Origin of the sequence: Variovorax paradoxus, from assembly GCF_040544635.1 — a bacterium.
GTDB lineage: Bacteria > Pseudomonadota > Gammaproteobacteria > Burkholderiales > Burkholderiaceae_C > Variovorax > Variovorax paradoxus_R.
Genome location: NZ_JBEPKJ010000017.1, coordinates 109963 through 128312, shown reverse-complemented (window position 1 = coordinate 128312; position 18350 = coordinate 109963). Strand labels below are relative to the sequence as shown.

The following is an 18350-nucleotide window of genomic DNA, read 5'->3' as shown; positions in this document are numbered from 1 at the left end:
AGGATTGAGCGGCTTCGTTCAACATAGTGCCAGGGCTTCCAGGCAAGCCCTCCGGTGCGCTTCTCCCTGCGAGGGCTGCACCACCCGTCCGGCAATCCGGATTCCGTAGTCCACGCCCAGGCGGTCCGCCATCAACACCCAGGCGCAGAGCCGCGATACGCGGGCCTCCGTATCGGCGAGGCTGGTGGCCTGCGCATCGAGCCACAGTTCTTCGCGCTGGGTCTGCTGCATGTCCCGGCTCACGAGATCTTCCGACCCGGTGGCTTGCGCCCGGGCGGCTTTTTTCCAGACCACCAGCTTGAGCGGATCGCCGCGCCGGTAGGCCCGCAGGCCGTCGTACTCTCCGGCCGACTGGGATCGCAAGGCGGCCGATGTGGCCGCCGGCCCCGACAGGGGCTCGCCGGGCGGCAAGGGCGGCGGATGCGCTTCGGGCGTGGGATAGACCAGCATCTGCGCGGCCGGCCGCCACACCGTCCAGACGCGAAAGGTTCCCAGCGGAAACCGGGTTTCGGCGGTGAGCGGCGGCACGGGGTGGAGGCCGCGCCTTTCGGGCTGGAACGCGATCTCGACGGTGGCGCTGCCTTCGGCCGGCACGTCGGTCCAAGCCCACTGGCCGCTGCCGCGCACCGCCATGCCGATGCCGTAGCGCACGCTGCGCCGCGTGTTGTGCAGCACCACGCGGAAGACGGCGGCGGCGCCCGCGTAGTGCGCCTCGGGCGGTGTCAGGTGCATGGCCAGGCCGCGCAGCGTGGCATGGCACACATGCATGCCCACGGCCACGCTGCCCGCAAGCAGAAAGGTCAGCAGGTAGCCGAGATTGAGCTGGTAGTTGATCGACGCGATCAGCAGCACCAGCAGCGTGGCGGCCAGCGTCCAGCCTGCCCGCGTGGGCACGATGTAGACGTTGCGCTGCGTGAGCTCCAGCGTGTCCGAAGGGGGCCGGCGCGACAGGAACCAGCCGTCGATGCGCGAGCGTAGCGACGCAATCATCGGTGGCAAACGGGACAGTTCATTTTTACGGCAGCGGCACGTCCGCGATCATCGCGCGCACCTGCTCCACGGCGCCCCGGCCGGCATCGCCCACGGGCGTGAGGCGGTGCGCAATCGTCTGCGGCAATATCGATTGAACGTCGTCCGGCGCGACGTAGTTTCGGTTGGCCAGCAGCGCCTGCGCCTTGGCGGCACGCAGCACCGCAATGCCGGCGCGCGGCGAAAGGCCCTGCAAAAACCAGCGGCCGGAGCGCGTGGCGGCGATCAGGTCTTGCACGTAGTTCAGCAGCGGGTCGGCGGCATGCACCTGCTGCACGCGCTGCTGCAGCGCCGTCAGCTCGCCGGCGGTCAGCATGGCGGGCAGGGTGGCCAGCATTTCGCGGCGGTCGGCGCCTGCGAGCAGTTCGCGTTCGGCGGCCCGGTCGGGGTAGCCCAGCGAAATGCGCATGAGGAACCGGTCGAGCTGCGACTCCGGCAACGCGAAGGTGCCGAGCTGGTCCTGCGGGTTCTGCGTGGCAATCACGAAGAACGGCGTGGGCAGGGGCCGGGTCTCGCCTTCGATGGTGACCTGCTTTTCTTCCATCGCCTCGAGCAGCGCGCTCTGGGTCTTGGGGCTGGCGCGGTTGATTTCGTCCGCCAGCAGCACCTGCGCGAAGATCGGGCCGGGGTGGAAGACGAAGGCTTGCTGGCCCCGGTCGTAGATGGCCACCCCCGACAGATCGCCCGGCATCAGGTCGGCCGTGAACTGCACACGGGAGAACTGCAGGCCGAAAGTGTGCGAGAGCGCATGGGCGAGGGTGGTCTTGCCGACCCCCGGCACGTCTTCGATCAGCAAGTGCCCGCCTGCGAGCAGGCATGCCACGCAGTCGCGCACCTGGGGCTCTTTGCCTACGATCACCGTGTTAAGCTGACTCAGCAAAGTGGCAAGCTTCGCAGCAACGTCCATATTTGTATCCATATGCAAACGATACCGTAAGACCGCGCGGCCCCATGCTGTGTGAGGTCTAGATACGACAGAGACACGGCAAAGAGATGGGCAAGACCGGCTACTTCACACATCGCGATTGCTGGAAGCACGACATGGGACGGGGCCACCCCGAATGTCCCGAGCGGCTCGATGCCATCGAAGACAGGCTGCTGCTGACCGGCGTGGGCGACGCCCTCGAACACCGGGACGTGCCTTTGGCCACCCTTGCCCAGATCACTCGGGCGCACAGCGAAGCACACCTCGAATACCTCGAAGAGCTCCACCAGCGCCTGGTGGCCGACGAGCCGGCCGGCGGGCCCGCCCATGCGATGCTCGACCCCGACACCATCCTGAACCGCTACACGCTGCTGGCCGCGCGTCGGGCCGCCGGAGCCGCCGTTGCCGCCACCGACGCGGTGATTGCCGGCGAGGTCGACAACGCCTTCTGCTCGGTGCGTCCGCCCGGGCACCACGCCTGCCGCGAGCAGGCCATGGGTTTCTGCTTTCTGAACAACGTGGCCATTGCCGCGCGGCATGCGCTCGAGGTGCATGGCCTGGAGCGCGTGGCGGTGGTCGATTTCGACGTGCACCACGGCAACGGCACCGAGAACATTCTTTCGAACGATCCGCGCGTGCTGATGGTGGGCTTCTTCCAGCATCCGTTCTATCCGTACAGCGGCACCGACCATCCGGCCTCGAACATGCTGAACCTGCCGATTCCGGCCTATACCAAGGGCATGGACGTGCGCGAGCTGATCGAGGCGGCCTGGATGCCCCGGCTCGAAGAGTTCGGGCCCGAGATGATCTTCGTGAGCGCGGGCTTCGACGCCCACCGCGAAGACGACCTGGGCCAGCTCGGGCTCACCGAGAACGACTTCGCCTGGATCACGAGCCGCATCCGGGACGTGGCCAAGCGCCATTCGCGCGGCCGCATCGTGTCGATGCTCGAGGGCGGCTACAACCTCGATGCGCTGGCGCGCAGCGTCGAAGCGCACATCCGCGTCCTGGCCGATCTGTAACGCCGCGGGCGCGAACACGGCGCCATGTTTTCCGAAGAGATGAATTTCAACGATTTCACACAACGATTGGCGCAGGTCGACGCGCGCGGCCTGGGCATTGAACTGGCGGCACTGGTGGCTTGCGTGGCCCTGGCCTGGATGGCAAGCCGCTGGTTCGGGCGCGACCAGCCCAAGGATTCGATCTGGTTCGGCGAGCGCACCTTCGACGGCGTGCTGTTCCCTCTGCTGGCGCTGGTTTTCACCGAACTCGCCCGCCGCGGGGTGACCGGCTTCCAGCCGGTGCTGGTGTTGCGCATCGCGGTATCGGTTTTTCTGTCGCTGCTGGTCATTCGCCTGTTCGCGCGGGTGATGAGGGCGGTTTTTCCCGCCTCCAACCTGGTGAGGCTGCTGGAGCGCACGATTTCCTGGCTGGCCTGGATTGCAGCCATTCTCTGGATCGTCGGGCTGCTGCCGCCGGTGCTGGCTGAACTCGACAACATCACGCTGGCGTTCGGCAAGACGCGGGTCAGCCTGCAAACCATCATCCAGGGTGCGCTGTCCGCGGGGCTGGTGCTGGTGATTGCGCTGTGGATTGCCGCCACCATCGAGAAGCGCATCCTGCTGGAGGCGGTGACCGACCTCTCGATGCGAAAGGTGGCGTCGAACGCGATTCGCGCCATCCTGCTGCTGGTCGGGCTCCTGTTTGCGCTGTCGGCGGTGGGGGTCGACCTCACGGCGCTCTCGGTGCTGGGCGGGGCGCTGGGCGTGGGCCTGGGTTTCGGGCTGCAGAAGCTGGCGGCCAACTACGTGAGCGGGTTCGTCATCCTGCTCGAACGCTCCATCCGCATCGGCGACAACGTCAAGGTCGACACCTTCGAGGGCCGCATCACCGACATCAAGACGCGCTACACGCTCATTCGGGCGGGTAACGGGCGCGAGGCCATCGTGCCGAACGAGTCGCTCATTACCAGCCGTGTGGAAAACCTCTCGATGGCGGACCGCAAGTTCAACATCACGACCAGCATCGTGGTGGGCTACGACAGCGACGTGGCGCAGGTCCAGTCCATCCTGTGCGGCGCGGCGAAGGCGCAGCCGCGCGTCATGACCGACCCCGAGCCCGTGACCTTTCTCACCAGCTTTGCGCCCGATGGGCTCGAGTTCATCTTGAACTTCTGGGTCGCAGACCCCGACAAGGGCAAGGACAACGTCCGCTCGGCCATCAACATCGCCATTCTGGAAGGCCTGCGCAGCGCGGGCATCGACATTCCCTACCCACAGCGCGTGCTGCGGGTCGAGTCGCTGCCGCCGGGCGTTTCCGGCACCCGCGATGCTGCCGTATAATCACGAAAAAGCACGATCGTTCTTTTTTGTTGCCACGCGATGCCAGTCGCCATGAGCGCAGGTGCGGCAAAGGCCGGACCCTAAAATGACCGGCTGCCCTCGAAGCCCCCTTTTTGCAATCCAATGGAGTCAAGTCAATGAAGGTTCTAGTGCCTGTCAAACGGGTCGTCGATTACAACGTCAAGGTGCGCGTGAAGAGCGACGGCACCGGAGTGGACATTGCCAACGTCAAGATGAGCATGAACCCCTTCGACGAGATCGCCGTTGAAGAAGCCGTTCGCCTGAAAGAGAAGGGCGTCGTGACCGAAGTCATCGCCGTTTCGTGCGGCGACGCCAAGTGCCAGGAAACCCTGCGCACCGCCATGGCCATCGGCGCGGACCGCGGCATCCTGGTCGAGACCACCGAAGAGCTCCAGCCCCTGGCCGTCGCCAAGCTGCTCAAGGCGCTGGTCGACAAGGAACAGCCCCAACTCATCATCCTGGGCAAGCAAGCCATCGACGACGACGCCAACCAGACAGGCCAGATGCTCGCCGCCCTGGCCGACCTGCCGCAAGCCACCTTCGCCTCGAAGGTCGAAGTGGCCGACGGCAAGGCTGTCGTCACCCGCGAAGTCGACGGCGGCCTGGAAACCGTGAGCCTCAGCCTGCCGGCCGTCATCACGACCGACCTGCGCCTGAACGAGCCGCGCTACGTCACCCTGCCCAACATCATGAAGGCCAAGAAGAAGACGCTCGACATCTTCAAGCCCGAAGACCTGGGCGTGGACGTCAAGCCCCGCCTGAAGACCCTCAAGGTCAGCGAGCCGCCCAAGCGCGGTGCCGGCATCAAGGTGCCCGATGTTGCAACGCTGGTGGACAAACTGAAGAACGAAGCGAAGGTGATCTGAACATGACCGCACTTGTTATTGCCGAACACGACCACGCGACCGTCAAGCCCGCGACCCTCAACACCGTGACCGCAGCCCTGGCCTGCGGCGGCGACGTGCACGTGCTCGTGGCCGGTGCCAATGCCGCTGAAGCCGGCAAGGCCGCTGCCCAGATCGTGGGCGTGGCCAAGGTCATCGTGGCCGACAGCCCGAGCCTGGCCGAGAACCTGGCCGAGAACGTGGCCGCCCAGGTGCTGGCCATTGCGGCCAACTACAGCCACATCCTGTTCCCCTCGACCGCGAACGGCAAGAACGTCGCTCCGCGCGTGGCCGCCAAGCTCGATGTGGCGCAGATCTCCGATATCACCAAGGTCGACAGCCCCGACACTTTCGAGCGCCCGATCTATGCCGGCAACGCTATTGCCACCGTGCAGAGCAGCGACGCCACCAAGGTGATCACGGTGCGCACGACCGGCTTCGACGCCGCGGCTGCCACCGGTGGCAGCGCATCGGTCGAAACGGCTGAAGGCGTGGCCGACAGCGGCAAGTCGAGCTTCGTGGGCCGCGAAGTCACGAAGAGCGAACGCCCCGAACTCACCGCCGCCAAGATCATCGTCTCCGGTGGCCGTGCTCTCGGCAGCGCCGAGAAGTTCACCGAAGTGATGGCGCCTCTGGCCGACAAGCTCAACGCGGGCCTGGGTGCCAGCCGCGCCGCCGTCGATGCGGGCTACGCCCCCAACGACTGGCAAGTGGGCCAGACCGGCAAGATCGTCGCGCCGCAGCTGTACATCGCCGCGGGCATCTCGGGCGCCATCCAGCATCTGGCCGGCATGAAGGACTCCAAGGTGATCGTCGCGATCAACAAGGACGAGGAAGCGCCGATCTTCTCGGTGGCCGACTATGGCCTCGTGGCCGACCTGTTCGTGGCGGTGCCCGAGCTGGTGAAGGCGCTCTGATCGCATCGCTGCACTGAGCCGGAGGGCATCGTTCGCGATGCCCTTTTCGTATCCGCTGTATCTGGAGACAAGAGATGAGCTACACCGCCCCCATCAAGGACATGCTGTTCGACATCGAGCACCTGGCCAACATCGGAGAGATCGCCAAGCTACCCGGCTTCGAAGACGCCGGCCTCGAAACCGCGCAGGCCGTGCTGGAGGAATGCGCGCGCTTCAACCAGGACGTGGTGGCGCCGTTGAACGTGGCGGGCGACCGCAATCCGTCGTCGTTCAAGGACGGCGAGGTCGCGACCACGCCGGGCTTCAAGGAAGCCTTCGCGCAGTATGTGTCGGGCGGCTGGCAGGGTCTGCAGCACCCGGCGGATTTCGGTGGACAGGGCCTGCCCAAGACCATCGGCGCGGCCTGCGGCGAGATGCTCAACTCGGCCAACATGAGCTTCGCGCTGTGTCCGCTGCTGAGCGACGGCGCCATCGAGGCGCTGCTCACGGCCGGCTCCGACGAGCTCAAGGCGGTGTACCTCGAAAAGCTCGTGAGCGGCCAGTGGACCGGCACCATGAACCTCACCGAGCCGCAGGCCGGCAGCGACCTTGCCATGGTGCGCAGCCGCGCCGAACCGCAGCCGGATGGCACCTACAAGGTGTTCGGCACCAAGATCTTCATCACCTACGGTGAGCACGACATGGCCGAGAACATCGTGCACCTCGTGCTGGCCCGGGTCACCGGCGCGCCCGAAGGCGTGAAGGGCATCAGCCTATTCGTGGTGCCGAAGTTCATGGTCGGCAAGGACGGCTCGCTGGGCGAGCGCAACGACGTGCACTGCGTGAGCATCGAGCACAAGATGGGCATCAAGGCTTCGCCCACGGCCGTGCTGCAGTACGGCGACAACGGCGGTGCCGTCGGTTACATCGTCGGCCAGGAGAACCGCGGCCTCGAGTACATGTTCATCATGATGAACTCGGCCCGCTACGCCGTGGGCATGCAGGGCATCGCGATTGCCGAGCGCGCTTACCAGCACGCCGTGGCCTATGCGAAAGACCGCGTGCAGAGCCGCCCCGTCGATGGCTCGATCAACGCCAGCGCGCCCATCATTCACCATCCCGACGTCAAGCGCATGCTGATGACGATGCGCGCCTACACCGAAGGCTGCCGCGCCATGGCCTCGGTGGCCGCCGCCGCCTACGACGCCGCGCACCACCACCCCGATGCCGAGGCGCGCAAGCAGAACCAGGCTTTCTACGAATTCATGGTGCCGCTGGTCAAGGGCTACAGCACCGAGATGAGCCTTGAAGTGACCTCGCTCGGCGTGCAGGTGCACGGCGGCATGGGCTTCATCGAAGAGACCGGCGCGGCGCAGTACTACCGCGACGCCAAGATCCTCACGATCTACGAAGGCACCACGGCCATCCAGGCCAACGACCTCGTGGGCCGCAAGACCGCGCGCGACGGCGGCCAGACCGCGAAAGCCATCGCCGCGCAGATCGAGAAGACCGAGGCTGAACTTGCCAAGAGCGACAGCGCCGCAGCTGCGGCCGTGGGCAAGCGCCTGAAGGCCGCGCGCGAAGCGTTCGTCGAGGTGGTCGATTTCGTCGCGGGCCAGACCAAGGCAGCGCCGAATGCGGTGTTCGCGGGCAGCGTGCCCTACCTGATGCTCGCGGGCAACCTCGTGGCCGGCTGGCAGCTGGCGCGCTCGCTGATCATCGCCGAGGACCTTGCCTCGCGCAGCGTCGACATCGGCTTCATGCAAGCCAAGGTGGCCACGGCGCGCTTCTACGCCGAGCACATTCTCAACAAGGTACCGGGCATCCGCGACAGCATCGTCGACGGCGCGGAAAGCGTCACAGCACTGGCACTCGACGCCTTCTGACCCACGGCCATGTGTCGCCCACCTGACGGGCGGCGCGGCCTTCCTCTTATATAAAACCGAAACCCTATCCCGGAGACGACATGTCCAAGCTGCCCCCCGTGCTCGCCAACCTGCCGCTGCCGATCATCGGCTCGCCGCTGTTCATCATCAGCAACCCCAAGCTCGTGATCGCGCAATGCAAGGCCGGCGTGGTCGGCTCCATGCCGGCGCTGAATGCACGCCCCGCGGCGCAGCTCGAAGACTGGCTGATCGAAATCACCGAAGAGCTCACGGCCTACAACAAGGCCAACCCGGACAAGCCCGCCGCGCCGTTCGCCATCAACCAGATCGTGCACAAGAGCAACGACCGCCTCGAGCACGACATGGAAATGGTCGTGAAGTACAAGGTGCCGATCGTCATCACCTCGCTGGGCGCGCGCACCGATGTGAACGATGCGGTGCACAGCTACGGCGGCGTCACGCTGCACGACATCATCAACAACAAGTTCGCGCAGAAGGCGATCGAGAAGGGCGCCGACGGCATCATCGCCGTGGCGGCCGGTGCGGGCGGCCATGCGGGCGTGAAGAGCCCGTTTGCGCTGGTGCAGGAAATCCGCCAGTGGTTCGACGGCCCCATTGCGCTGTCGGGCTCCATTGCCACGGGCGGCGCGGTGCTCGCGGCGCAGGCCATGGGGGCCGACTTCGCCTACATCGGCACCGCCTTCATCGCGACCGAAGAAGCGCGTGCCAGCGATGAATACAAGCAGGCCATTGTCGAAGGCACCTCCGACGACATCGTGTACTCGAACCTCTTTACCGGCGTGCACGGCAACTACCTGGCGCCCAGCATCGTCAAGGCCGGCATGGACCCGGCCAACCTGCCCGAAGGCGACGTGAAGACCATGAACTTCGCCGCCGGAGAAGGCAGCAAGGCCAAGGCCTGGAAAGACATCTGGGGCTCGGGCCAGGGCATCGGCGCCGTGACCGAGGTGGCCAGCGCTGCCGCGTTCATCGAAAAACTCAAGCGCGAATACCAGGAAGCAAGGCAGCGGCTCGCGCTTTGAACGGGGCAGACAAACCGGCGCCCGCCGCAGAGCCTCCGCAGCGCGGGCGAATGCCGCTGCTCGACATTGCCAAGGGCATCGCTTGCGCGGTGATCGTCGGGCACCACCTGTCGCGCTATGGCGCGATGCCGGCGGGCGCGTTTCCCCTGGCACCGGATTTCCTGGGCTGGCTGGCCGACGACGGCCGGCTTGCCGTGCAGGTGTTCCTGGTGATCGCAGGCTTTCTGGCGGCCGCCAGCCTGGCGCCCGACGGCGTGCTGCGCGTCGACCGGCCCATGGCGCGCATCCTGCAGCGCTATGGCCGGTTGGTGATGCCCTACCTGGCCGCGCTCACCGTGTGCGTGCTTGTGGCCGCGCTCGTGCGCCCCTGGATGAGCGGCGACGATGTGCCGGCTTCGCCCAGCATCGGCCAGCTGTTCGCCCACGGGTTGCTGATGCAGGACCTGCTGGACTACGACGCGCTCTCCACCGGCGTCTGGTATGTGGCCATCGACTTTCAGCTCTTCGTGCTGGCGCTCACGCTCATGAGTGTGCCGACCATGCTGCGGCGAGGCAGGGCGACCTCGTTGGCGGCAGCCTCGCGTGAACACTGGATTCCCGTGGCGCTCGTGCTTGCGGTCGCCATCGCCTCGCTGGTGGTTTTCAACCGCAATGCCGATCTCGACGACACGGCGTTCTATTTCTTCGGTGCCTACGGCCTCGGCATGCTGGTGTTCTGGATCGGCCGCGCCACGCGCGCCAGCACCTGGCAGAGCGCCATCGCGTTGCTGGCGTTGACCGGCGCGGGCGCCTTGGCCATCGACTGGCGCAGCCGCATTGCGATTGCACTGGTGAGCGCGCTGTTGATTGCCGTTGCCCAGCGGCAAGACTGGCTCTCGCTGGCAGGCCGGCCGAATGCGGCCATGCCGCTGCAGCGCCTGGGCCGCATCTCGTATTCGCTGTTCCTCATTCACTTTCCGGTGCTGCTGGCGACGAACGCACTGGTTGCGCAACTGGGGCCGCATGACGCGTGGATCGATGCGCTCGGCATGGCCGTCACCTTCGGCCTTTCGGTGGCGGCCGCGCTGGTGCTGTACCGCTGGGTGGAGGTGCGTCCGGCGTCGTGGCGCTCGGTGACCGGACTGTTTGCCGCGCTGCTGGTCAGCGGGATGCTCGTGTCGCCCTGAACGGCAGCTGCGGCGGCTGTTCCTGCTATCAAGGCCAAGGCGTAGGCGGCGGAATCTCGCAAACCGGCTCGACGTCGACGCTCTTGAAATCGGCCGGCGAGACGATCTCCAGGTATTCCATGTCCGGCGAGTAGTCGAACAGGAAGTGCCGGATGCCGGGCCGCTGGTGCACGACGTCGCCGGCTTCGACCAGGGTTTCCTTGTCTTCGTACATGAAGCGGGCCCAGCCCTTGACCATGATCACGATCTGGAAGTCCGCCTCGTGGCGGTGCCAGCCGGTGCCCGCTTCCGGTGCCATGTTGGCCTTGACGAGGTGCGCGATGACTTTGCCGTTGGTGGCCTCCGCAATGCCGAGGTCGCGGTAAAGAAAGAAATCGCGCAGGCCGCCCGAGACAAACTCCGTATCGCCGGGCTTGACGTGGGAGAACTGGGTAGCGGTTCGGTCCAGCATGGGGCGCTCCTTTGCAGGTGATGCAGGTGGTGGTTGTGCCGCGCTGGCGCACGCATAAAGCGTTCCCAAAGACATCTGCGACAGAGGGCTGATTCAAGCGATGGCTTGACGGGCCTGAAGCGCGACGGGATACTAAACCATATGGTTCACTCAGATCCCGTTTCGCTGGACGCCGTCTTTGCCGCCCTTTCAGACCCAACGCGCCGCGCCGTGCTCGAAACCCTGGGCGAGCGCAGCCTCAGCGTGACCGAGCTTGCAGAGCCGCACGGCATGTCGCTGACCGGCTTCATGAAGCACCTGCGGGTGCTCGAAGACGCCGGCCTGATTTCGCGCACGAAAGAGGGCCGGGTCGTGCAGTGCGAACTCTCGCCGCGGCCCATGCAGGAGGCTGCCGTGTGGCTATCCCGTTACGAGAAATTCTGGACCGGGCGCCTCGATGCACTGGCGCGCTATCTCTATCACCAAGAGGAGACCGAATGGCAAAACCTGCCGCCCCCGCCACGGAGCGACCCTCGCTTACCCTCCGCAGGCACTACCCTGTCGCCGCCGAAAAAGTCTGGCGCGCGTGGACCGACCCGCAAGCGCTGAAAGCCTGGTTCGGCCCGGAAGAAATCGTTTCCGTTCCGCTGGCCGAAGTGGACCTGCGCGTGGGCGGCCGCTTTCGCGTGACCATGCTCGCCGCCGATGGAGAGACGCATGACGTGAGCGGCGTCTACCAGGAGCTCGTACCCAACCGAAAACTGGTTTTCAGCTGGGCCTGGCGCAGCACGCCGGAGCGCGAGTCGCGCGTCACGGTGCGGATCGAGCCCGAGGGCAATGGCTGCGAACTGGTTCTGATGCATGAGCAGTTCTTCGACGAAGCCGCGCGCGACGGACACAACTACGGCTGGACCGGCGCCATGGTCAAGCTCGAGCGATGGTTGGCGAAAGCGGCTGAATGACCGGCCGGCGCAACGAGTCTGTCGGCAGACCACCACCGGCCCGCGCAACGGCGCGCGAGTGGACGGGCCTGGCCGTCATCGCGCTGCCGTGCATGCTGTATTCGATGGATCTCACGGTGCTGAACCTGGCGATTCCCTCGATCAGCGAAGACCTCAAGCCCACCGCTTCGCAGTTGCTGTGGATCGTCGATATCTACGGCTTCTTCGTCGCCGGGCTGCTGGTCACCATGGGCACGCTGGGCGACCGCATCGGCCGGCGGCGGCTGCTGCTCATTGGCGCGGCCGCCTTCGGCATCGCCTCGGTGCTGGCCGCGTTTTCCACCAGCGCCAACATGCTCATCGCCACGCGGGCGCTGCTTGGGGTGGCGGGCGCGACGCTCGCGCCGTCGACGCTCTCGCTCATCCGCAACATGTTTCTCGACCCCGGGCAGCGCACGGTGGCCATCGGCGTCTGGATTTCCAGCTACTCGGCCGGCGCGGTCATCGGCCCGGTGCTGGGCGGCGTGCTGCTGCAGTTCTTTCCGTGGGGCTCGGTGTTCCTGATCGGCGTGCCGGTGATGGTGTTGCTGCTGGTGCTCGGCCCCATCCTGCTGCCCGAATACCGCGACCCGGAAGCGGGACGGCTCGACCTGGCCAGTGTGGCGCTCTCGCTCGGCGCGGTGCTGGCGGCCATCTACGGCATCAAGCAGGTGGCGGAGCACGGGCCGGATGCCGTCTCGGCACTGGCCATCGTGGCGGGCGTGGCACTTGGGTGGGCGTTCGCGCGCAGGCAGCGGCGGCTCGCCGACCCGATGATCGACCTGCGCCTGTTCCGGTTGCCGGCCTTCAGCATCTCGCTGGCCGCCTACATGCTGGCCTGCTTCGTGATGTTCGGCATCTTTCTCTACAACGCGCAATACCTGCAGCTGGTGCTCGGGCTCTCGCCCCTGCACGCGGGCCTTTGGAGCGTGCCCAGCGCGGCCGCCTTCATTGCCGGCTCCATGGTGGTTTCCGCGCTGGTGCGCCGCATGCGGCCCGCGTTTGTGATGGGCGGAGGCTTGGGTGTCGCGGCCTTGGGGTTCGCAATGCTCGTAGTGCTCCCCGCGGAGGGCGGCCTCGCGTGGATGGTGGCCAGCAGCGTCATTTCGTCCCTCGGCCTGGCACCTGTGTTCACGCTGGCCACCGACCTGGTGGTGGGCAGCGCGCCGCCCGAGCGCGCAGGCGTGGCCTCGGCCATTTCGGAAACGAGTTCGGAGTTCGGCGGTGCGCTCGGCATTGCGATTCTGGGCAGCATCGGCGCCGCCATCTACCGCGGCACGATGGCCGACGCCGTTCCGACCGGCTTGGCGGGTGCTGCTGAAGTGGAGGCTGCGCGCAGCACGCTCGGCGGTGCGGTGGCCTTGGCCGGGCAACTCGGAGGCACTGCCGGCACCGAACTGCTCGACACGGCCCGCGCCGCCTTGCTGCATGGCATGCGGCTGACGGCCGGGATTTGCGCGGCGGTGCTGCTTGCAGTGGGCGCGCTGGTGGCTGTGCGGCTGCGCAGCGCCGGAGAGGCCGCGCAGCCCAAGGCCGCGCCAGATGCATTGCCTGAGCGCTGACGAAGACCCATACTGCAGGCTCCACGACGAGACGATGAACGGAGCCTCCCATGAGCAACGAACTTCGCAAGAAGCTGCATGACCTGGCGGAACTGTCCGAAAACACCTCGGACCCGCAGACCAAGGCCATCATCGAGGCCATACGGCTACAGACCGCCGTGCTGAACGAGCGGCTTTTCTCCATCGAGTTGCAGCTGGGCACGCTCACCAAGCGCATGGAAAACACGACTGACTGAGTGGCCGCCGCTTTGTAGGGATAATCCCAGCCATGAGCGGCAACACATTCGGAACTCTCTTCGCGGTCACCAATTTCGGCGAGTCGCACGGCCCGGCCATCGGCTGCGTGATCGACGGCTGCCCGCCGGGCATGGAACTGAGCGAGGCCGACATCCAGGGCGACCTTGATCGCCGGCGCCCAGGTACCAGCCGCCACGTTACCCAGCGCAACGAGCCCGACGCGGTGCAGATTCTTTCCGGCGTCTATGAAGGCAAGACCACCGGCACCCCGATTGCGCTGCTGATCCAGAACACCGACCAGCGCAGCAAGGACTACGGCCAGATAGCCCAGCAGTTCCGCCCCGGCCACGCCGACTTCACCTACTGGAAGAAATACGGCATTCGCGACCCGCGCGGTGGCGGACGTTCTTCGGCGCGGCTCACGGCGCCCATGGTGGCGGCCGGCGCGGTTGCCAAGAAGTGGCTGGCCGAAAAATACGGCATGGTGTTTCGCGGCTGCATGACGCAGATCGGCGAAATTGCCATTCCCTTCGAGAGCTGGGACCACGTGCCCAACAACCCCTTCTTCGCGCCCATTGCCGACGTGAGCGAGCTTGAGTCGTACATGGACCGCCTGCGCAAGGCCGGCGATTCCTGCGGCGCGCGAATCCGCGTCACGGCCACCAACGTGCCCGTCGGCCTTGGCGAGCCGCTGTTCGACAAGCTCGACGCTGAAATTGCCTACGCGATGATGGGCATCAACGCAGTCAAGGCGGTCGAGATTGGCGCCGGTTTCGAGAGCATCACGCAGCGCGGCACCACGCATGGCGACTCGATCACGCCCACGGGCTTCGTCACCAACAACGCGGGCGGCATTCTCGGCGGCATCAGCTCGGGACAAGACCTGGAAGTGAGCATCGCGATCAAGCCCACCAGCTCGATCATCAGCCCGCGCCAGTCCATCGACATCAATAACAACCCGGTCGAGGTAGTCACCAAGGGCCGCCACGACCCGTGCGTCGGCATTCGCGCCACGCCCATCGCCGAAGCCATGCTCGCGCTGGTGGTCATGGAGCATGTGCTGCGCAACCGTGCGCAGTGCGGCGACGTGCAGCAGCAGCAAAAGGCCGAAGCCGAAAAGGCCGAGGCCGCGTCTCCGCAGGCGTCTTTCCTCTAGTGTCCGCCCCGCCACCAGTGGCCGCCGGACGCGGCCACCTGTTGGCGTTTGCTGGTCTGTCGGCCAGCTATTTCGCGCACATCGGTTTTTTCAACCCCTACCTGCCGCTGTGGCTCAAGGACCTGGGGCTTCCGATTTTCACGATCAGCCTGCTGGCCTCGGTGCAATCGATCACCCGGGTGTTCGCCCCCTACGCATGGGGCGCGCTCAGCGACCACACCGGCCACCGCGTGATGCTGCTGCGCTTCAGTGCCGCGGTGGCGCTGGTCAGCTCGTTCGGGCTCTGGTGGCATGGCGGCGCCTGGTGGCTGGCGCTGGTGCTGCTGGTGATGTTCACCCACACCAGCTCGATGATGTCGCTCACCGAGGCCGCCATGGCGCAGCTCGTGGCCGGCGACTGGGGGCGTTACGGGCGCATTCGCCTGTGCGGCTCGGCCGGCTTTTTGGTGACGGTGTTCTTTGCGGGCGAGTGGTTCGAGCGCTTCGGCATGAAGCACTTTCCGGCCTGGGCGGCCGGCACGCTGGCCGTGGTGCTGATTGCGACGATGAAGCTGCCCGACATCCGCGAGCCCGTCGCGGCGCACGACGCGGTCAAGGAGCCCGTGGGGCCGGTGCTGCGCATTCCGGCGGTGCGGTGGTTCTTTGCGGCGCTGTTCTTCCAGGTGATGTCGCATTTCTCGGTCTACGCTTTTTTCTCGCTGTACCTCGATTCGCTCGGCTACGGCAAGAGCGTCATCGGCCTGCTGTGGGCGCTCTCGGTGGTGGCGGAGATCGTCTGGTTCTTCCTGCAGGGCCGTCTCATCGGCCTCTTGCCGATGTCGCGCTGGATGCTCGTGTGCGGCATCGCCGCCGTGGCGCGGCTGGGCCTTACCGCCGGGCTGGGCGGCTCGATTGCGGCGCTCGTCATTGCACAGTGGCTGCACGCGCTGAGCTTTGCGGCGCACCACACCACTTGCATTGCTGTGGTGTCGCGCCGCTTCCCCGGGCGGCTGCGCGGGAGAGGGCAGGCGCTGTTCACGGTGATCGGCTACGGCTTTGGCGGTGTGCTGGGCGTGCTGCTCGGCGGCGCGGTGGCGCAGGAACTCGGCTACCGCATCATGTTTGCGATGGCGGCCTTGCTGGCGGTGGTGGGCAGCCTGTGCGCCTGGCGGGTGATAAAGCTCGAACAGCTGGAACAGCTGGAACGTAGGGCCAGGGTCTGACCCCGCGCTGAAAAAGCAGGGCGCGGCGGCATTGCGCGCGCCAAAGTGTCACGGGCCTTAAATGCCTGCGTCACCGCGCGTGCCTACGCTTGCGCGCTTTTCAACGCTCCCCATCGACATGTCTGCTCCTGACGACTCGCGCGGCACCCGCGCGCCGCACACCCCTTCTCCGGCCGAACCATCTCCCGCCCATCCTGCCCAACCGCCACGCCGCCAGGTTCTCAAGCTCGGTGCGTCCCTGCTGACTGTCGGCGGCAGCAGCGCGTTGCTGGCGGCCTGCGGCGGTGGGGGAGGCGGAGCGCCCGGCTTCAGTCCGTTGCCGGCGCCTGCCCCGTCGCCAGCCCCAGCGCCGGCCCCGGCACCCACACCAGCCCCGCCGCCGGTTGCCGCGAAGATCTCGAGCTTCGCACTCGCGGTCATGCCGGACACGCAGTTCTATGCGCGCTACGCCACAGCCGCCGAGAGCGACCAGTACGACAAGCGCTTCGGCAGCGCACCTTTCGCCGCGCAGACGAAATGGATCGCCGCCAATGCCGCGGCGCTGAACATCCCGTTCACCATTCACCTGGGCGATGTGGTCGACCAGGTCGGCAAGCCCGACCAGTGGAAGGTGGCCGATGCCGCGATGAAGGTGCTCGAAGACGCCAAGCTGCCTTACAGCGTGCTTGCCGGCAACCACGACGTGTTGAACGATGTGGACTACGGCATCGACCCGAACGGCGGCACCGACGCGACTCGCACGCTCGCCAACGAGCCCTATCTCCAGTGGTTCGGCACCGAGCGCGCCAAGCGCCAGGCCACCTTCGGCGCGCGCGACAGCAGCGGCTTTCACGAGTACCACGTGTTCGAGGCGCAGGGCCAGAAGTTCATGGTGCTGTCGCTGTCGTGGCGCATTTCGGACGCCGGCATTGCCTGGGCGCGCCAGGTGATCGCAAAGAACCCGACGCTGCCCGTGATCCTGGTGAACCACCAGTTGCTGAACATCGACGCCGACGGCACCAGCCCGCTCGAGACCGACTACGGCAAGATGCTGTGGGAGAAGCTGATCCGCGACAACGACCAGATCTTCATGACGCTCAACGGCCACCACCACGGCGCCGCGCACCTCACGAAGACCAACGACTTCGGCCACAAGGTCGAGGAGATGGTGGTCGACTACCAGATGGCCTACCAAGGCGGCAACGGCCTGATGCGCCTCTATGAATTCGACCTGAGCCACAAGCAGATCAAGGTGCTGTCGTTCTCGCCGTGGGTGCCGCAGAAGCCGGCTGACACGCTGAACAGCTTCGACCAGGCCGTGCTCACCACGCCCAACGAGTCCTTCGTCATCGAGATGGATTTTGCGCAGCGCTTTGCAGGCTTCAACAAGACTTTCGGCACGGGCGAAGCCGTCATCGAGGGCTCGCTGGTCGACCGGGCCAAGGCCATGATCCTTGCGAACTACAAGGAGCCCGACGTCACCGTGCAGCGGCCGGCCGCGAATTCGGACGACTACCCCCAGGTCGGGAACACGCTGGCGCACTGGCGCTTCTTCGGCGGCACGGTCAACCAGCCGGTGCTCCCGGGCACCGTCATCGCGGACGTCACGGGCAACAACCCGCTGCACCGCGACACCCTGAACCAGGGCGGCATCGCGGGTGCGGCCGACGCCGACATCGTCTGGAGCGACGACCGCCACCATCTTTCGGCCGCGCCGGGCTCCGTGCGTTTCCTGAACACCGACAAGAACGTGCCGCGCCTGAGCTACTTCCTCACCGAGGCTGCGGCGCCGATCAACGGCCAGACGCTGGACAACGGCTACACCGTCGAGGCGTTCGTGAAGATCGACAAGAGCTGGACCAGCAGCAAGCAGGCGTGGATGAACATCATGACGCGTGACGGCCGTCGTGGCGACCTGGCCGGCTACCAGGGCGGCGACCCTGAAGCGCCGCCGATGCTGTTCGCGATCTCGAGCCTGCGCGAAGTGCAGTGGGAAGTGGTGCCGAGCGCGGCCGGCGCTCGCTCGCCCAAGACCAACTGGTCCGGCGAGGTGATTGCCGACCGCTGGGTGCACATCGCCATCGTCAACGATCCGGTGTCGCACGACACCACGATGTACGTCGAAGGCGCGCCGGTGCTGCGCAACATCAGCAATGCGCCCGGCCTTGCCACGCTGTCGGCCACCTCGCCATGGGTGGTGGGCGGCGGCTCGTGGGACGGTGCCCGCGCCGATGGGTTCTTCGGCCACATCGGTGAAGTGCGGGTGGTGGCCTCCGCCCTGGCGCCGGCCCAATGGCTCACGGCGCGCAAGGCGGGCTGACGAAGCAGGGGCGGGGGGCACTCTTCCCGCCCCGGTAGCCGATGAGATCGCCCGGAAAAGCGCTATTCCGCGTGACCTTTAAATATTAAGTATTCCTGGTGGAGCGCCGCCGAATTGCAGACCGGCAATTCATGCGCCACCCATTTCCCCGACTTTGATCGCTGGTGCGAATCGGCCCGTGAACTTTTTGTTCAAAGCGGCAATTGTCAATTTTTAGCATTGGCTCTTACGACAAATGAACATTTAAAATAATTGTGAACACGTGCAAGGGGAGGTGAGTTTGAAGCTCATT

General features: G+C 66.1%; 17 protein-coding genes. 14 read left to right on the top strand and 3 right to left on the bottom strand.

The annotated features are described in order from the left end of the window. Nucleotides 1–18: 18 nt before the first annotated feature. Together ABIC94_RS24895 and ABIC94_RS24890 are read right to left on the bottom strand one after the other, a co-directional pair. The gene (locus tag ABIC94_RS24895) at nt 19–990 is read right to left on the bottom strand and encodes a DUF58 domain-containing protein (protein ID WP_354375667.1); all 972 of its coding nucleotides are present in this window, start codon (nt 988–990) and stop codon (nt 19–21) included. A gap of 25 nt (nt 991–1015) precedes the next feature. Next, on the bottom strand, nt 1016–1936 hold the full coding sequence (locus ABIC94_RS24890) for an AAA family ATPase (RefSeq protein WP_354375666.1): 921 nt from the start codon (nt 1934–1936) through the stop codon (nt 1016–1018). An 86-nt stretch (nt 1937–2022) separates the two neighbouring features. Between ABIC94_RS24890 and ABIC94_RS24885 the strand changes: the two genes are divergently transcribed. The 7 genes from ABIC94_RS24885 (at nt 2023) to ABIC94_RS24855 (ending at nt 10192) form a co-directional block, all read left to right on the top strand. Next, a complete protein-coding gene (locus ABIC94_RS24885; RefSeq protein ID WP_354375665.1) occupies nt 2023–2976 on the top strand; it encodes a histone deacetylase family protein in 954 nt (317 codons plus the stop codon). 39 nt (nt 2977–3015) lie between these two features. Continuing rightward, the gene (locus ABIC94_RS24880; RefSeq protein WP_354375664.1) at nt 3016–4296 is read left to right on the top strand and encodes a mechanosensitive ion channel family protein; all 1281 of its coding nucleotides are present in this window, start codon (nt 3016–3018) and stop codon (nt 4294–4296) included. A gap of 137 nt (nt 4297–4433) precedes the next feature. Beyond that, on the top strand, nt 4434–5183 hold the full coding sequence (locus tag ABIC94_RS24875) for an electron transfer flavoprotein subunit beta/FixA family protein (RefSeq protein ID WP_354375663.1): 750 nt from the start codon (nt 4434–4436) through the stop codon (nt 5181–5183). A 2-nt stretch (nt 5184–5185) separates the two neighbouring features. After that, the gene (locus ABIC94_RS24870) at nt 5186–6118 is read left to right on the top strand and encodes an electron transfer flavoprotein subunit alpha/FixB family protein (protein WP_354375662.1); all 933 of its coding nucleotides are present in this window, start codon (nt 5186–5188) and stop codon (nt 6116–6118) included. Between the two features lie 74 nt (nt 6119–6192). Beyond that, the gene (locus ABIC94_RS24865; protein WP_354375661.1) at nt 6193–7983 is read left to right on the top strand and encodes an acyl-CoA dehydrogenase; all 1791 of its coding nucleotides are present in this window, start codon (nt 6193–6195) and stop codon (nt 7981–7983) included. 80 nt (nt 7984–8063) lie between these two features. Next, nucleotides 8064–9026, top strand: coding sequence for an NAD(P)H-dependent flavin oxidoreductase (locus tag ABIC94_RS24860; RefSeq protein WP_354375660.1), 963 nt, complete (start codon nt 8064–8066; stop codon nt 9024–9026). 50 nt (nt 9027–9076) lie between these two features. Continuing rightward, a complete protein-coding gene (locus ABIC94_RS24855; RefSeq protein ID WP_354375659.1) occupies nt 9077–10192 on the top strand; it encodes an acyltransferase family protein in 1116 nt (371 codons plus the stop codon). Nucleotides 10193–10220: 28 nt separating this feature from the next. Here ABIC94_RS24855 and ABIC94_RS24850 read toward each other — a convergent pair whose 3' ends face one another. After that, complete coding sequence (locus ABIC94_RS24850; RefSeq protein ID WP_126749050.1) at nt 10221–10643, bottom strand: cupin domain-containing protein; 423 nt, start codon at nt 10641–10643, stop codon at nt 10221–10223. A 141-nt stretch (nt 10644–10784) separates the two neighbouring features. Here ABIC94_RS24850 and ABIC94_RS24845 point away from each other — a divergent pair, with 141 nt between their 5' ends. The 7 genes from ABIC94_RS24845 to ABIC94_RS24815 all read left to right on the top strand — a co-directional run bounded on the left by ABIC94_RS24845 (nt 10785) and on the right by ABIC94_RS24815 (nt 18058). Next, complete coding sequence (locus ABIC94_RS24845; protein WP_354375658.1) at nt 10785–11231, top strand: ArsR/SmtB family transcription factor; 447 nt, start codon at nt 10785–10787, stop codon at nt 11229–11231. Continuing rightward, nucleotides 11120–11584, top strand: coding sequence for an SRPBCC family protein (locus tag ABIC94_RS24840; RefSeq protein ID WP_354375657.1), 465 nt, complete (start codon nt 11120–11122; stop codon nt 11582–11584). The genes ABIC94_RS24845 and ABIC94_RS24840 overlap by 112 nt, the downstream gene beginning before the upstream one ends. After that, entirely contained in the window at nt 11581–13164 is a 1584-nt protein-coding gene (locus tag ABIC94_RS24835; RefSeq protein ID WP_354375656.1) for an MFS transporter, read from the top strand. Before ABIC94_RS24840 ends, ABIC94_RS24835 begins: the two co-directional genes overlap by 4 nt. A 50-nt stretch (nt 13165–13214) precedes the next feature. Then, the gene (locus ABIC94_RS24830) at nt 13215–13400 is read left to right on the top strand and encodes a hypothetical protein (RefSeq protein WP_126749054.1); all 186 of its coding nucleotides are present in this window, start codon (nt 13215–13217) and stop codon (nt 13398–13400) included. A gap of 32 nt (nt 13401–13432) precedes the next feature. Then, nucleotides 13433–14557 (top strand): chorismate synthase, encoded by a 1125-nt coding sequence (aroC, locus tag ABIC94_RS24825; protein WP_354375655.1) that lies wholly within the window; start codon nt 13433–13435, stop codon nt 14555–14557. Then, complete coding sequence (locus tag ABIC94_RS24820) at nt 14557–15759, top strand: MFS transporter (protein WP_354375654.1); 1203 nt, start codon at nt 14557–14559, stop codon at nt 15757–15759. Before aroC ends, ABIC94_RS24820 begins: the two co-directional genes overlap by 1 nt. 118 nt (nt 15760–15877) lie before the next feature. Then, entirely contained in the window at nt 15878–18058 is a 2181-nt protein-coding gene (locus tag ABIC94_RS24815) for a LamG-like jellyroll fold domain-containing protein (RefSeq protein WP_354375653.1), read from the top strand. The last annotated feature ends 292 nt before the right edge of the window (nt 18059–18350 follow it).